At 72.4% G+C, this 13,957-nt stretch carries 13 protein-coding genes; 6 read left to right on the top strand and 7 right to left on the bottom strand.

The genetic code is table 11. From position 1 onward, the window contains the following. The first annotated feature begins 88 nt into the window (after positions 1-88). The 3 genes from ACFYXE_RS19540 (at position 89) to ACFYXE_RS19530 (ending at position 2,786) form a co-directional block, all read left to right on the top strand. Positions 89-730: a helix-turn-helix domain-containing protein gene (locus tag ACFYXE_RS19540; RefSeq protein WP_361180133.1), complete on the top strand. Its 642-nt coding sequence runs from the start codon at positions 89-91 to the stop codon at positions 728-730. 60 nt (positions 731-790) lie between these two features. Then, entirely contained in the window at positions 791-1,228 is a 438-nt protein-coding gene (locus tag ACFYXE_RS19535) for a VOC family protein (protein WP_389313925.1), read from the top strand. Between the two features lie 547 nt (positions 1,229-1,775). After that, a complete protein-coding gene (locus tag ACFYXE_RS19530) occupies positions 1,776-2,786 on the top strand; it encodes a D-alanyl-D-alanine carboxypeptidase family protein (RefSeq protein WP_389313923.1) in 1,011 nt (336 codons plus the stop codon). A 99-nt stretch (positions 2,787-2,885) separates the two neighbouring features. Here ACFYXE_RS19530 and ACFYXE_RS19525 read toward each other — a convergent pair whose 3' ends face one another. Next, positions 2,886-4,388, bottom strand: coding sequence for an LVIVD repeat-containing protein (locus tag ACFYXE_RS19525; protein WP_389313921.1), 1,503 nt, complete (start codon positions 4,386-4,388; stop codon positions 2,886-2,888). 255 nt (positions 4,389-4,643) lie between these two features. Here ACFYXE_RS19525 and ACFYXE_RS19520 point away from each other — a divergent pair, with 255 nt between their 5' ends. After that, complete coding sequence (locus ACFYXE_RS19520) at positions 4,644-5,345, top strand: DUF305 domain-containing protein (RefSeq protein WP_389313919.1); 702 nt, start codon at positions 4,644-4,646, stop codon at positions 5,343-5,345. A 27-nt stretch (positions 5,346-5,372) separates the two neighbouring features. Here the strand turns inward: ACFYXE_RS19520 and ACFYXE_RS19515 are convergent, their stop codons facing one another. After that, on the bottom strand, positions 5,373-5,990 hold the full coding sequence (locus ACFYXE_RS19515; protein ID WP_389313917.1) for a DUF6214 family protein: 618 nt from the start codon (positions 5,988-5,990) through the stop codon (positions 5,373-5,375). A gap of 179 nt (positions 5,991-6,169) precedes the next feature. On the opposite strand from ACFYXE_RS19515, the gene ACFYXE_RS19510 reads away from it, so the two are divergent. Continuing rightward, complete coding sequence (locus ACFYXE_RS19510) at positions 6,170-7,543, top strand: FAD-dependent oxidoreductase (RefSeq protein ID WP_389313915.1); 1,374 nt, start codon at positions 6,170-6,172, stop codon at positions 7,541-7,543. Between the two features lie 39 nt (positions 7,544-7,582). Here the strand turns inward: ACFYXE_RS19510 and ACFYXE_RS19505 are convergent, their stop codons facing one another. Next, positions 7,583-7,957 (bottom strand): ArsR/SmtB family transcription factor, encoded by a 375-nt coding sequence (locus tag ACFYXE_RS19505; protein WP_389313913.1) that lies wholly within the window; start codon positions 7,955-7,957, stop codon positions 7,583-7,585. Between the two features lie 172 nt (positions 7,958-8,129). Between ACFYXE_RS19505 and ACFYXE_RS19500 the strand changes: the two genes are divergently transcribed. Next, entirely contained in the window at positions 8,130-9,209 is a 1,080-nt protein-coding gene (locus ACFYXE_RS19500; protein ID WP_389313911.1) for an NADH:flavin oxidoreductase/NADH oxidase, read from the top strand. A gap of 132 nt (positions 9,210-9,341) precedes the next feature. On the opposite strand, the gene ACFYXE_RS19495 is transcribed toward ACFYXE_RS19500, so the two are convergent. From ACFYXE_RS19495 to ACFYXE_RS19480, 4 genes are all read right to left on the bottom strand, one after another. Beyond that, positions 9,342-9,725 (bottom strand): VOC family protein, encoded by a 384-nt coding sequence (locus tag ACFYXE_RS19495; RefSeq protein WP_389313910.1) that lies wholly within the window; start codon positions 9,723-9,725, stop codon positions 9,342-9,344. 303 nt (positions 9,726-10,028) lie between these two features. Continuing rightward, positions 10,029-10,844, bottom strand: coding sequence for a transporter substrate-binding domain-containing protein (locus tag ACFYXE_RS19490; protein ID WP_389313908.1), 816 nt, complete (start codon positions 10,842-10,844; stop codon positions 10,029-10,031). Between the two features lie 130 nt (positions 10,845-10,974). Continuing rightward, entirely contained in the window at positions 10,975-12,558 is a 1,584-nt protein-coding gene (locus ACFYXE_RS19485; RefSeq protein ID WP_389313906.1) for a M81 family metallopeptidase, read from the bottom strand. Further along, complete coding sequence (locus ACFYXE_RS19480) at positions 12,555-13,769, bottom strand: ROK family protein (protein ID WP_389313904.1); 1,215 nt, start codon at positions 13,767-13,769, stop codon at positions 12,555-12,557. The genes ACFYXE_RS19485 and ACFYXE_RS19480 overlap by 4 nt, the downstream gene beginning before the upstream one ends. Positions 13,770-13,957: the final 188 nt, after the last annotated feature.

The raw sequence follows: 13,957 nt of genomic DNA, 5'->3' as shown, positions 1-13,957 counted from the left end.
CACGACCCGCGCGGCGCCTCGTCAAAGACGCCCTCCCGGGTCTCACTGAGTATATTGGCTCAGAGCCAGTCAACGCAGGAGTTACAGAATGTCCCCGCGTAGCCCGTCGGTCAATGAAGAATTGCGCAGACGTTCCCGGGAGCGGCTGCTGCAGGCCACGGTGGAGCTGGTCGCCGAACACGGGTACGAGGCCACGACGCTCGGGCACATCGCCGACCGGGCGGGCGCGGCACGCGGGCTCGTGTCGTACTACTTCCCCGGCAAGCGCCAGCTGCTGCAGTCGGCGGTGCACCGGCTCATGCACCGCACGCTGGAGGCGGCGCTGGAGCGCGAGCCGCGCACCGACGACGGGCGCGAGCGGCTGGCGCGGGCCGTCGACGGGATTCTGGGCCTGGCCCGCGACGAACCCCTGCTGATGCGCACCCACATGGCGGGCATCCTCCAGGCGGAGGGCTTCGTGCAGTGCCCCGAGCAGCAGCGCCTCGCGGAGCTCCTGCGCGACACCGTCGAGCGCTACGGATCGGCCGATGTCGACCGGGAGTACCCGTTGCTGCGCGCGCTGTTGATGGGCGCGGTCTTCGCGCTGCTCATCCCGGGGGCGCCGATGCCGCTGGAGACCCTGCGGGCCGAGCTCTTCCAGCGGTACGGACTCGACTGGGCCCTCGGCTTCCCCCCGGCGGGGCCTGCGCCCACCGGTACCCCGGCGAGCTGCCCCGGGCGCTTTCACTAGGCGGGCATGTCGGCCCGTGGCCGGGCGGGCGCGGGCTCCCGGCTCGGTAGCATGCGGCGCATGGGCATCAAACTTGAGAACGTCGGCATCGCCGTCCGGGACATCGAAGCGACGATCGCCTTCTTCACCGACCTGGGCCTCACCGTCCTCGGCCGTGACACGGTCCGCGGCGAGTGGACCGACACGGCCGTCGGCCTCGACGGCAACCACGCGAAGATCGCCATGCTCCAGACGCCGGACGGTCAGGGCCGCCTCGAACTCTTCGAGTACCTCCACCCCGACGCGATCGAGACGGAGCCGACCCTGCCCAACGAGATCGGCATGCACCGCGTCGCCTTCTCCGTCGACAACCTCGACGAGGCCCTGGCGATCGCCGCCAGGCACGGTTGCCATCCGCTGCGCGGCGTGGCGACCTACGAGGACGTCTACAAGCTCACGTACGTCCGCGGCCCCAGCGGCATCCTGGTGATGCTCGCCGAGGAGCTGAAGAAGGGCTGAGCCTCCGCGGCCGCATTCGGCCCGGCGCCCCCGAGAATCCGCCGTCCGGCTGCCCGAAAGGGCAGACGGAATGCTTCCGTTGCCTGCCTTCACGTACCGGCGTGATGCCCTGGCACACCCTTCCCGCTGCCGCCAAATCGGGGAAAAGGCCTTCGCCATGGTGCGCCGTTCGCGCCGTGAATCGTTCTTTCGCGATGCGTGGACGGCGGCACGGACATGACGGTCTTGGCGCACGGGCCCGGTCACTGACCTGGCAAGTCACCCCTTCGCACGGACTCGTTGAGCCGGCCGGTCCGGGGATGCGTACGAACACGGCGGCGCCCGGGCGGGACTCCTGACGTCGCTTCAGAATTCCGCGCGCCCGAAATTCGAGCGGCGATTCCCTGTGCACTCGTGCGGCGATTCCCCGTGTCGCGCCCCGGATTCCTGTTACCCACCCATGACAAAGCGATCTTGACACCGGCCGTCGATCCACAAGTAGATTCCTAGGGCACCGAATTCACCTTGCACCGCCGGCGTTCCCCTGCGCCGGAGAGAAGGGATGCCCATGGGTTCCCACGCCCGCCCCGGCCGGATCCACCGGACCGGGGCCAGGTTCGCGACGGTCGCGCTGATCGGGGCCGTGCTGCCGGTCACCGCAGGCGGCCTCGCCCAGGCGGCCACGCACCAGGCCCCCCACTCCGTCGACGACAGCACCCCGCAGGACACCCGGGCCGTCACGCCCGTCGGACAGCCCCGGGCCGCGCAGGACGCGACGGACACGCAGGACCGCACCGACCCCGTCGCCCGGGCCGACCACGCCTTCCTCCTCGACGCCCGCGACGGGAGCCAGGAGCGGGAGTTGTGGGCCGGCGCCAAGGCCGACGAGAGCGTGCCGATGGCCAGCACCACCAAGATCATGACCGCCCTGGTGGTACTCAGACACCCGGAGTCGCTGGACCGGCAGGTCCCGGTGAAGCAGGAGTACCGGGACTACGTCGCGAAGGTCGGCGCCAGCACGGCCGACCTCCAGACCGGCGACAAGCTGACCGTCCGTCAACTCCTGTACGCCGCCCTGATCCCCTCCGGCGCGGACGCCGCGCGGGCGCTCGCCGACACCTTCGGCACCGGGGACACGGTAGATGCGCGCGTCGCCGACTTCGTCCGGCAGATGAACGAGGAGGCCGACCAACTGGGCCTGAAGGGGACGCACTTCGACTCGGTCGACGGCATCTCCAACGGCGACAACCGCAGCACCGCCCGCGACATGGCCAAACTCGGCCAGCGCGCCATGCTGCTCCCGGTGTTCCAGGACGTCGTCAAGCAGCGGCAGTTCAAGACCGAGGCCCCGGCCGCCAACGGCCGCACCCGGTACTACACCTGGGTGAACACCGACCAGCTCCTCGGCACGTACGACGGCGCCCTGGGGATCAAGACCGGCAGTGGTCCCGAGGCGGGCTACGCCCTCGTCTTCGCCGCGAAGCGGGACGGCCGCACGCTGGTCGGCGCGGTCCTGGCCACCGACAAGACCCGCTTCGAGGACGCCACCAAGATCCTCGACTGGGGCTTCGCGCACTGAGCGGCCCGGCCCGACGGACGTCCCCCGTGCCATGACGGCACGGGGGACGCTGCGCCCGCCGGACGGGCCTTCGTCAAGGGGACGGCCGAACGCCGGCCGTCAGTCGAAGTAGTCGGGCTGCGTCTGGACGTTGAGCTCGTCCAGGCGCACCCGCTGTCCGGGGTCGGTCCGCTTGTCGTTGATCTTCAGGACGTCGAGGCCCTTGGCGATGTCGTTCGAGTAGATCCGGCCGTTGTAGTAGTACGCCGACCAGGAACCGCCCGTGGTGATCCGGTCCGTGGTGAGCGGGCCCCGCTCGAAGTAGCCGATCTCCTTCGGCTTCTTCGAGTCGGTGAAGTCCCAGACGGAGACGCCGCCCTGGTACCACGCCTGGACCATGAGGTCCTTGCCCCGGACCGGGATCAGCGAGCCGTTGTGGGCCACGCAGTTCTCGGTGTCGGCCTGGTGGCGCGGAATCTTGAAGTAGCTCTGGAAGACCAGCTTGCGCTTGTCGCCCTTGCCCCTGATGTCGTAGATGCCGTTGGCGCCGCGCTCGGGCCCGGTGGCCTCGTTGCAGGTGGCGCCGGACCCGCCGCCGAGCTCGTCGGTGAAGACGACCTTGTCGGCCTTCTGGTTGAACGTCGCCGAGTGCCAGAACGCGAAGCGGGCGTTGTCCTGCACCCGGTCGATGACCCGCGGGTTCTCCGGGTCCTTGAGGGAGAAGAGGATGCCGTCGCCGAGGCACGCGCCGGCCGCGAGGTCCTTGGAGGGCAGCACGGTGATGTCGTGGCAGCCGGTGGTCTTGGAGACACCCGGGTTGGTCGGTCCGCCCGGGTTGCCGCCGCCGTCGGGCCCCTCACCGGGGAACAGGACGGGGAAGTTGACGACCGCGGCCTTCTGCGGCGCCTTGCGCGGCACCTTGATGACCGAGATGCCGTCGTGCGGCGGCTGGCAGTCGGGGAACGTCGCGTTCGGGGAGTACGAGGAGACGTACAGGTAGACGTTCCGCCGCTCCGGCACCAGCGTGTGCGTGTGGGAACCGCAGGCCGTCTCCACGGCGGAGACGTACTTGGGGTTCGCCTTGTCGCTGATGTCGAAGATCTTCATGCCCTCCCAGGAGGACTTCTCCGTGGCGGGCTGCGTGGTGCTGTTGCAGGAGTTGTCGCTGCGCGAGGAGTCCGTGGAGAGGAAGAGCAGGTTCCCGGAGACGGAGACGTCGTTCTGCGATCCGGGGCACAGCACCTGCGAGACCGTGCGGGGGGCCTTGGGGTTGCTGATGTCGTAGATGCGGAAGCCGTCGTAGTTGCCGGCGAAGGCGTACTTCCCCTGGAAGGCGAGGTCGGTGTTGAGACCGGGCAGCGCGTCCTTGGGGATGTTGGCCAGATGTTCGATGTTGTCCGAGTGGACGACCTCGTCGGGCGCGGGTATCTCGCCGCGCGCGATGGCCTCCCTCGTCTGGGCGGCGTCGCTCTTGGAGACGCTCTTCGGCGCCGACGGGCTGTCACCGGGGTCGGGGATGGCGCCGGCCGGCGCGGCGGTCAGCAGCGCGGCCAGCAGTCCGGCCGCCGCCGCTCCGACTCCCAGGCGTCTGCGCCGAGTTCCGGGGGTGTTCAACAGGGTCACTGCGTCCTCCCTTGTCGCCGTTCACGGTCGAACGGTTCACGGACACCCGCAGTATCGTGCTCATCATGCACAGATCAACAGAGGGAAACGAACCTGTAACGCGAGCTTCCGGCAGACGCCTGTAGCGCGAGCTTCCGGTCGACGGTGCCCGCCCGCGCGCCGATCGCGCACGGGTGGCGTGCCGATCACGGACCGGTAGCGTGCCGACGGCATACGGGTCGCGCGCCGACGGCGTACCGGGCGCGCGCCGGCCGCATGATCCACAGACTTCAACTCGCCCACGCGCCACAGGAGGTCGCTGTGCCCCACCGCCGTACCCCTGCCCTCACCGTGCTCCTGACGGCCGCCGCCCTCGCCCTCGCGGGGTGCGACTCCGCCGGGGACGGCGGCGGCTCCGACGCCGAGCGGTCCGCCCCGTCCGGCCCTTCGGTGATCGCGCCGGGCAAGCCGGGCGAGACGGCGGCGACGATGTCCGCGGAGGACGCGGCGGAGCAGCGGGCCGAGGACGACTCCCCCAACTCGGCCGACTTCAGCTACACGCAGATGATGATCGTGCATCACGGTCAGGCCCTGACGATGACCGAACTCGTCCCGAAGCGGGCGGAGTCGGACCGCGTCAAGCGGCTCGCGTCGCGCATCGGTGCCGCGCAGCGGCCCGAGATCGGCGCCATGAAGGGCTGGCTGAAGAACCACGGCGGCCCGCGCGAGCACGCGGGGCACGACCACGCCTCCATGCCGGGGATGGCGAGCGCGGCGCAGCTCAAGCAGTTGCGCGCGGCCAAGGGCAAGGCGTTCGACGAGCTCTTCCTGAAGCTGATGATCACGCACCACAGCGGGGCGATCACCATGGCCGGGGACGTGCTCTCCGACGGCAACAACATCCAGGTCGAGGAGATGGCGAACGACATCGTGGCGCAGCAGTCGAGCGAGATCAGCAGGATGCGGAAGATGGAGTGACCCGGGGGCGGCCGCTCGGCCCCCGGCCTACCTCCGGTTGTGCCGCGGCGCGAGGAACCCGGCGTCCCGCGCCCCCGCGATCAGCCGGAGCGACTTGCGGCGGCTGTGCCCGGTCGCGCACATCACGGCGAGCACCGGGTCCCGGCCCTCGCGCTGCGCGGCGCGGTAGGCCTCGGCCACGAACCGGCGCCCCGCGCTCCCGCGCGGCCACGCGGGCCGGGCCCGGTGGGCGGCGGGTGTCTCGTCCGGGCGTACCGGAACGCCTGGCGGCCGCGTCCCGGACGGCTGCGCCCCGCCTGCCTCCGCCATGTGCGCGTCCGCGCCGGGCGGGGCGCCGTCCGCCAGCGGGCGTTCGATCCAGTGGACGAGCGCGGCGAAGTCGTCGGAGGAGAGCGGGGGCCGCGCGTGCAGGTCCTGGACGGCGATGCGGCCGTGCGACACCACGGCGAGCACATCGACGTCGGCCCCGTCGCTGAAGGTCAGCCGGACACGGAAGGAGGGCGGCAGCAGGGCCTCCTGCGGTTCGGCCGCGCACTGCGCCGCGGCGGTCCCGCGTCCCGCCAGCTCCCACCAGGTCGGCCCGTCGGGTTCGGCGGCATCGGGTCGATAGTGATCAGAAACATCAGCAAATGATCTGTTCCGCACACACGCACGCTATCGGCGCGGCGGCCCCCGTCCGGGTACGGCACGCACGGGCACGTCGAGGAGGCGCGGCACGGCACCCTGACAGCGCAGGCACCGACCGGCGCACGCTCCCTGACATCCCGGGCCCCCGGTGCGATCCTGAAACCGTCCCGGGGCCACCTCGCGGAAGGAGCACCGCCGTGCTGCACGTCGCCGTCGTCGGTTCGGGCCCCAGCGGGGTGTACGCCGCACAGTCCCTCGTCCAGCAGGACCGGGTGCCGGACGTGCGGGTCGATGTGCTCGACCGCCTCCCGTGCCCGTACGGGCTGGTCCGTTACGGGGTCGCGCCGGACCACGAGAAGATCAAGTCGCTGCAGAACAACCTGCGCACGGTCCTGGAGCACGAGCGGGTGCGCTTCCTCGGCGCCGTGGAGATCGGCCCCGGCGCGCTGCCGCCGGCCCGGCTGCTCGGGCTCTACCACGCGGTGGTGTACTGCGTCGGCGCGGCGGCGGACCGCAGGCTCGGGGTGCCCGGCGAGGACCTGCCCGGCAGTTACTCGGCGACGGAGTTCGTCTCCTGGTACAGCGCCCACCCGGACGCCCTGGCGGACGCGTCCGCGCCCGACGCCTTCGTACGGGACGTGGAGTCCGCCGTCGTCATCGGTGTCGGGAACGTCGCCGTGGACGTCGCCCGGATGCTGCTGCGCGGCGCGGCCGAACTGCTCCCGACCGACATGCCGCACGCGGCGCTCGGCGTGCTCGCGCAGAGCCGGGTGCGCGAGGTGTCCATGGTGGGCCGGCGCGGGCCCTCGCAGGCGCGGTTCACCACGAAGGAACTGCGCGAGCTCGGCGCGCTGCCGGACACCGAAGTCCTGGTGGATCCGGCCGAGTTGGCGCTGGACCCCGCGTACGCCGACCCGTCGGGCCTGCCCGCGGCGAGCCGCCGCAACGTGGAAGTGCTGCGCGGCTGGGCCGAGCGGCCCGCGCGGGGCCTGCCCCGGCGGCTCAGGCTGCGCTTCTTCCTGCGGCCAGTCGCGCTGGTGGCGGGGGCGGGCGGCCGGGTCGCGGGCACCCGGTTCGAGCGGACGCTGCCGGACGGCCGGGGCGGGGTGACGGCCTCGGGGGCGTACGAGGACATCCCCGGGCAACTGGTGCTGCGCTCCGTCGGCTACCGCGGTGTGCCCATCGAGGGGCTGCCGTTCGACCCGGACCGGGGCACGGTGCCGCACGCGGCGGGGCGGGTGCTGCGCGACGGCGTGCCCTCCCCCGGCGAGTACGTGGCGGGCTGGATCAAGCGCGGCCCGACCGGCGTCATCGGCACGAACCGCCCGTGCGCCAAGGAGACGGCCCAGTCCCTCCTGGACGACGCCCCCGCCCTCGTCCGCAGACCCCTGTCCGGGGATCCGCTGACCGCCCTGCGGGCGGCGGGCCAGGAACCGGTCGAGTGGCCGGGCTGGCTGGCGATCGAACACGCGGAGGCGGCACTGGGCCACTCGCTCGGCCGCGGCATCGTGAAGATCCCGGACTGGGCGGGGCTGCGCACCGCGGCGGGCGGCATGCGGGACACCCCCTAGGCGGACCGGGCTAAGGGGCCGGGGCCCGCGCCCGCCGGTTCAGACCTCGTCGCCGAGGCGTGCCGCCTGGCGGTCCGCCGCGGCCAGGACGCTGTCGAGCAGGCCGGGGAAGAGGGCGTCGAGGTCGTCGCGGCGCAGCACGTTCAGCTTGGCCGTGCCGCGGTAGATCTGCCGGATGACGCCGCTCTCGCGCAGCACCCGGAAGTGGTGCGTGCACGTCGATTTGGTGACGGGCAGGTCGAAGTACGAACAGGAGAGCCCGGCCGCCCCCTCCTCCCGCGCGAGCGCCCGCACCACGCGCATCCGCATCGGGTCGGCGAGCGCGTGCAGCACCGTCTCCAGGCGGACAGCGGCGGGCTCGGGGTGGGCGAGCGTCCTGCTGCTCGCGCTGCCGGTCGCGGCGGCGGTCGTCATGGCGGCTCCACTTCGTCCTGTCGGCCCCGAGACCCTGACCTCCGGGCATTCCCTGCGCCTCATTGTCGCCTCATTGTACGAGAGGCATCGTAGTTTGACATCCGCCGTACTACGAGGTCTATCGTACGAGGAGCACTTCAGCCCCGACGCATCCCGACGAATGGAGCCCGCCGTGAGCTCGCTGTTCGAGCCCTACGCCCTGCGATCGCTGACCATCCCGAACCGGGTCTGGATGCCGCCGATGTGCCAGTACTCGGCGGCACCGGAGGGGGCCGGGGCCGGCGCCCCGAACGACTGGCACTTCGCCCACTACGCGGCGCGCGCCGCCGGCGGCACGGGCCTCATCATCGTCGAGGCCACCGCGGTCAGCGCCGAGGGCCGCATCAGCCCGTACGACCTCGGCATCTGGAACGACACCCAGGCGCAGGCGTTCCGCCGCACGACCGACTTCCTGAAGGGCCAGGGCACCGTCCCGGGCATCCAGCTCGCCCACGCGGGCCGCAAGGCGTCGACCGACCGCCCCTGGAAGGGCGGCGCCCCGGTGGGCCCGGACGCCCACGGCTGGCGGCCCGTCGCCCCCAGCCCCGTCCCCTTCGACGAGGGGCATCCGGTGCCCTCCGAGCTCTCCGCCGAGGAGCTCCGTTCCGTGGTGGGGCAGTTCGCCGACGCCGCGCGGCGGGCGCTGGACGCCGGCTTCGAGGTCGCCGAGATCCACGGCGCCCACGGTTACCTGATCGGTGAGTTCCTCTCCCCGCACAGCAACCGCCGCACCGACGAGTACGGCGGCTCGTACGAGAACCGCACGCGGTTCGCGCTCGAAGTGGTCGACGCCGTGCGGGCCGTGTGGCCCGACGACAAGCCGCTCTTCTTCCGCATCTCCGCCACCGACTGGCTGGCGGAGTCCGGCTGGACGGCGGACGACACCGTGCGCTTCGCCGCCGAGCTCAAGGAGCACGGCATCGATCTCCTCGACGTCTCCACCGGCGGCAACGCGGCAGGCGTCCGAATTCCCGTCGGGCCCGGCTACCAGGTGCCGTTCGCGGCCCGCGTGAAGGCCGAGACGGAGCTGCCGGTCGCCGCGGTCGGCCTGATCACCGACGTCGAGCAGGCCGAGAAGATCCTCGCCAACGGGGAGGCGGACGCGGTCCTGCTGGGCCGCGAGCTGCTGCGCGACCCCTCGTGGGCGCGGCGCGCGGCACGTGAACTCGGCGCCGACGTGCACGTGCCGGACCAGTACCACCGGTCCGTCTGAGGTCGCGTATCCCGGACAGGAGTGAGGGGCCGACGCGGGGAATGTTCCCCGCATCGGCCCCTCACCCATGTCCGGGGGCCGGCCCTCGTGCCGGAAGTCCGAAGCTCGTGCCGGGAGTTCAAGGAGAATCGTTCACTCGGGGGCGGCGGCCAGCGTGAAGGAGTGCCCCGCGGGATCGGCGTAGACCCGCGTGTCCCGCGGACCGCTGTTGTCCTTCGTGTCCACCGGACGCGCCCCCAGGCCGATCGCCTCGCGCTCCGCCTCGTCCATGTCCGCGCGGGCCACCATGATCCGCAAGTGGGCCTGCTGGGAGTCCTCGGGGCGGGGCCAGCTCGGCGGCACGTAGTCGCGCTCGCGATGCACGGACAACGAGACGCCCCGGTCGTTCGTGATCTCCACGTAGTCGGGGTCCTTGCCCGGCCGGACCTCCGCCCCCAGCAGCCCCGCGTAGAACTCGGCGAGCCGCTCGGGCTCCGAACTGTCCAGCACAAGCACGGTGTTCTTGTCGACGGTCATGATGACCACGTCCCCCGCGCCCACCGGTCCAAACGGTCCCGCCAGGCTTCCGGAGGATCTCCGCGAGGCCTCCGGCGGGTCTTCGAAACGTCCCGGGAAGTCTCCGAGATGTCTCCGGCAGAGGGATGGCTGGAGCGGCACGAGCGGGAGTGCCGGGCGCAGGTGGACACGTGGCTGGTGCGTTCCCTGCCCGTGACACGCGGGCGGCGACCGCGTCCCTGCTCACGGCCGGGTGGACGCCGTGGGGAGTACGAGGGTCATGCGGATGTGCGACGCCATCGGTGCGGCGGACGGCCCGAAGGCTCACTTCATCCACTGTTCCTCGTACCTGGCGTAGGTGCCGTCGTGCTTCGCGAGATGCACGAACTGGTCGACGTACTCCTTGAACTCGTCGTCGCCGCGCGGCAGCGCGTAGGCCTTCTCCGAGAAGGTGAAGGGCTTGTCGGGGTGGAGGGAGCACAGTTCGGGGTGGATCTTCGACTGGTAGAGCGTCTCGCTGGCGTCGGTCATCATCACGTCCGCGCGCCCCTCGACGATCTCCTTGAAGATCGTGGTGTTCTCCGGGTGCAGGGTGATCTTCGCCCGCTTGATGTGGGCCCGGGCGAAGTCCTCGTTCGTGCCGCCGGGGTTGACGATGACCTTCGTGCCGGGCTTGTCGATGTCCTTGAGGGTGCCCGCGCCGAACTTGTCCTTGTCGGCGCAGCGCACGACGGGCGTCTTGCCGTCCTCGCGCGTGGGCTCGCCGAAGTACACCTGACGGGCGCGCGGCAGCGTGATCGAGACGCCGCCGACGCCGATGTCGCAGCGGCCCGCCGCCACGTCCTTGGTCAGGTTCGCCCAGGTGGTGGCGGTGAACTCGGGCTTCGCCCCCAGGCTCTTCGCGAGGTCGCGCGCCATCGAGATGTCGACCCCGCTGTAGGTGCCATCGGCGGGGTCGAGCTTGGTGAACGGGGCGTAGTCGCCGGTCGTGCAAACCTTCAGGACGCCCTTCTTCGGGACCGCGTCGAGGAGGGTTCCGTGGTGCCGGTCCGGCCGCCGGGCCGCGTCGGGCGACGCGGGCGCGGCGGCGGTGACGGCCAGCAGACAGACCAGGGCGGACAGGGTGGCGGCACGCTTCACGGGTGGGCTCCTCTGCGCTGCGGATGCGTTGCGGCGCGCTGCGGGTGCGCTCGGGGTGCGCTGCGGGCGCGCCGCGGACGGATCGGAGGGATCACCCTCGCAGACCCGTTCGCGCAGGTGAACCCCCTTCTCACGGAGCGGGCGCGGCGAGCGGGGCGAGCAGGGTCGGCGTCGCGTCGGGCGCCTTGCCGTCGTACGCGTCCTCGTCGAAGGGGTACAGCGGGCGCTCCACCCGGTGGTGGCCGAGGCGCAGCAAATCCTGGTCGACGCCGCCGGGCGTGAGGGCCAGGAGCCAGTCGGCCGCCATGTCGTGGAGCTCGGGCTCAAGATAGCCGATCTTGACGACGACGAGATCGTACGTACGGGGGTCGATGCCGAGGCCGCCGTCGGCGGGGCCGGTGAAGTCGGCCAGGGTGTGGAACGGCTTGCGGCGCTCGACGAGAATGACGGTGAGGCCTCCGGTGCGTACGGCCGCCATGTCGACACCGCGGTCGTAGGCGCCGCCCTCGGCACGGTCCTTCTGGTCGGTGGCGCGCTGCAACGCGACGACGGTGCCGGTGAGTTCGTACGGCCCGCCGTGCTGCGCGTCGACCTTGCCGCCGACGCCGAGGGTGACCTCCGCGCCGACGCCGGCGTCGAAGCAGCGGGCGACGGCGACCGGATCGGTGATGCCGGGGTGGACGGCGGTGACCCGGCCCGCCCGGATGTCGTCGTGGTCGAGCAGTTTGCCCAGCATGTACGCGAGGTCGCCCGCGCCGCCCGCGGTCGGGTTGTCGCCCGAGTCGCTGATCAGGAAGGGCCGCCGGTCGGAGGCGACCGCCCGCGCGATGCACTCCTCGGCGGTGCCGGTGGGGCCGACGAAGACGAAGTCGCGGCGGGCGTCCCAGTAGCGGCGGGCGAGCCGGGCGGCCTCGGCGGCGGCGCGTTCGGCGTCGTCGCCGGTGACGACGACGGCGGCCTGGCAGCGGGGTTCGTCGGCCCAGGCGTAGCCGACCCACAGGGCGGCGTCGAGGATGCCGGGCAGGCGCTCGATCTCGGCGAGCGAGGCGTAGAGGGACGCGGCGGGCTCCAGGCGGGTGCTGGTCTTCTCGCCGGGCAGCAGGACGGGCACCTGCACCCAGGCGCGGTGCGGCCGGGTGCCGTCGCGCAGGCAGCGCACCAGGTTGCGGGCCGCGCGCTCGCGGGTCTCCCAGGCGTCCTCGTGCGGGGCGAGGCGGTGGGCGGTGAGCAGGTCGATCGGCTCGGCGAAGCGGCGCGAGACGTTGCCGTGCAGGTCCATGGCGGCGGAGATCATCGGGCGGCCGGTGCCGTCCGGGGTGCCGACGAAGTCCAGGGCCGCGCGTACCGCTTCGGTGAGGTCGGCCTCGGCGTCGGTGAGGCCGACGACGCTCATCGCGCCGTGGATGTCGTAGACCAGGCCGTCGAGCGGGCCCGCCCGGCGGATGCGGGTGACGAGCTCGTCCTTGAGGGTCAGGTACGACTCGGCTTCGACGGGGCCGCCGGGCAGTGAGGTGGCGTGCAGCAGGGGCACCCATTCGACGGTGTCCGCGAGGTCGGAGTCCGGCCGGGTCCACGTGTAGCGGTCGATGAGGTCACGGCCGCGGGTCTGGCGGAAGTCGTCGGCGGTGGAGCGGTGCGGGCAGAACGTGGACGACTCGATGCCGATGCCGCCGATGCCGATGCGCAGGCGGCGGTGGTGCGGGGCGGGGGTCATGCGGGTGCGCTCTCTTCCTGGGGTGCGGGGGTGCGGGGGGCCGGGGCGGTGGCGGGTGCGGCCGCGGCGTGCAGGTGCTCGCTCAGGGCGGTGAGGCCCGCCCCGAGGAGGCCGGCGTCGACGCCGGTCACGGTCGTGGTGATCTCCAGGTCGGCCGTGGCGAGGGGCAGGCAGCGTTCGTACAGGACGCCGCGGACGGCGGCGACCAGGGGTTCGGCGGTGGCGAGGACGCCGCCGAGGGCGACGGCCTGCGGGTTGAAGAAGTTGACGACGACGGACAGGACGGTGCCGATGTGCCGTCCCGCGGTGCGCACCAGGGTGGTGGCCTGCGGGTCGCCGTCCGCGACGAGCCGCAGCAGATCGCTGGTGTCGGCCACTTCGACGCCCTGCTGGGCGAGTTCGCGGATGAGGGCGGCACCGCTGGCGACGGTCTCCAGGCAGCCGATGTTGCCGCAGCTGCACGGCCGGTCGCCCGCCGCGTCGACGCGGACGTGGCTGATGTCGCCCGCGCTGCCGTTGGCGCCGTCGTGCGGGCGGCCCGCGGAGACGATCCCGCTGCCGATGCCGCGGCCCGCCTTGACGACGACGAGGTGGTCGAGCTCGGGCCGGGCGACGCGGTGCTCGCCGACGGCCATCATCGTGGCGTCGTTGTCGACGGTGACGGGGATGCCGAGGCGCTCGGCGAGGACGTCGCGCAGCGGGTAGCGGTGCCAGCCGGGCATCCGGGACGGGCTCAGGACACGGCCGGTGGCGGGCTGCACGGGGCCGGGGAAGGCAACGCCGAACGCCCGGACGGTGCGGCCCTGCGCGCGCTGCCGGGCGACGAGTGTCCGCGCCTGTTCGCAGAGCCAGTCGACGGCGGACTCGGGGCCGGCGGTGATGTCGTGCGGCAGGTCGACGGCGTCGGTGACGGTGCCGCCGAGGCCGACCGCGCCGAGCCGCGCGTGGTGGCTGCCCAGGTCGGCGGCGAGGGCGACGCCGCCGTGCGCGGCCACCCGCAGCAGCCGGGGCCTGCGCCCGCCGCGGGAGGCGCCTTCGCCGGACTCGGTGAGCAGCCCGGCGTCGACGAGCTCCTGCACGCGCAGCGAGACGGTGGAGGGGGCGAGGCCCAGCTCGCGCACGAGGTCGGCGCGGGACGAGGCCGCCCCCGACGAGACCAGGTGCACGATGTGCTGCCCCGAACCCGGCTCGCCGAGTGGTGTTCCGGTCATGCCCGCCCCCAGTTGCTTCCCTGTTGCCCGCCCGGCACGGCGACGCGCGGTGCCGTGACCGCGCTGCCGTGACCGCGCTGCCATGACGCCCGGTGTCGTGACCGCAGCGGCGTGACCGCACTGCCGTGACGCCCGGTGCCGTGACGCCGGTTGGTTCGATGCTTTCATTCGAGAACAAGACGAACAGT

The sequence above is a fragment of the Streptomyces sp. NPDC002564 genome, from assembly GCF_042889645.1.
Classification (GTDB): Bacteria; Actinomycetota; Actinomycetes; order Streptomycetales; family Streptomycetaceae; genus Streptomyces.
This window is presented reverse-complemented; position numbering and strand designations above follow the sequence as displayed.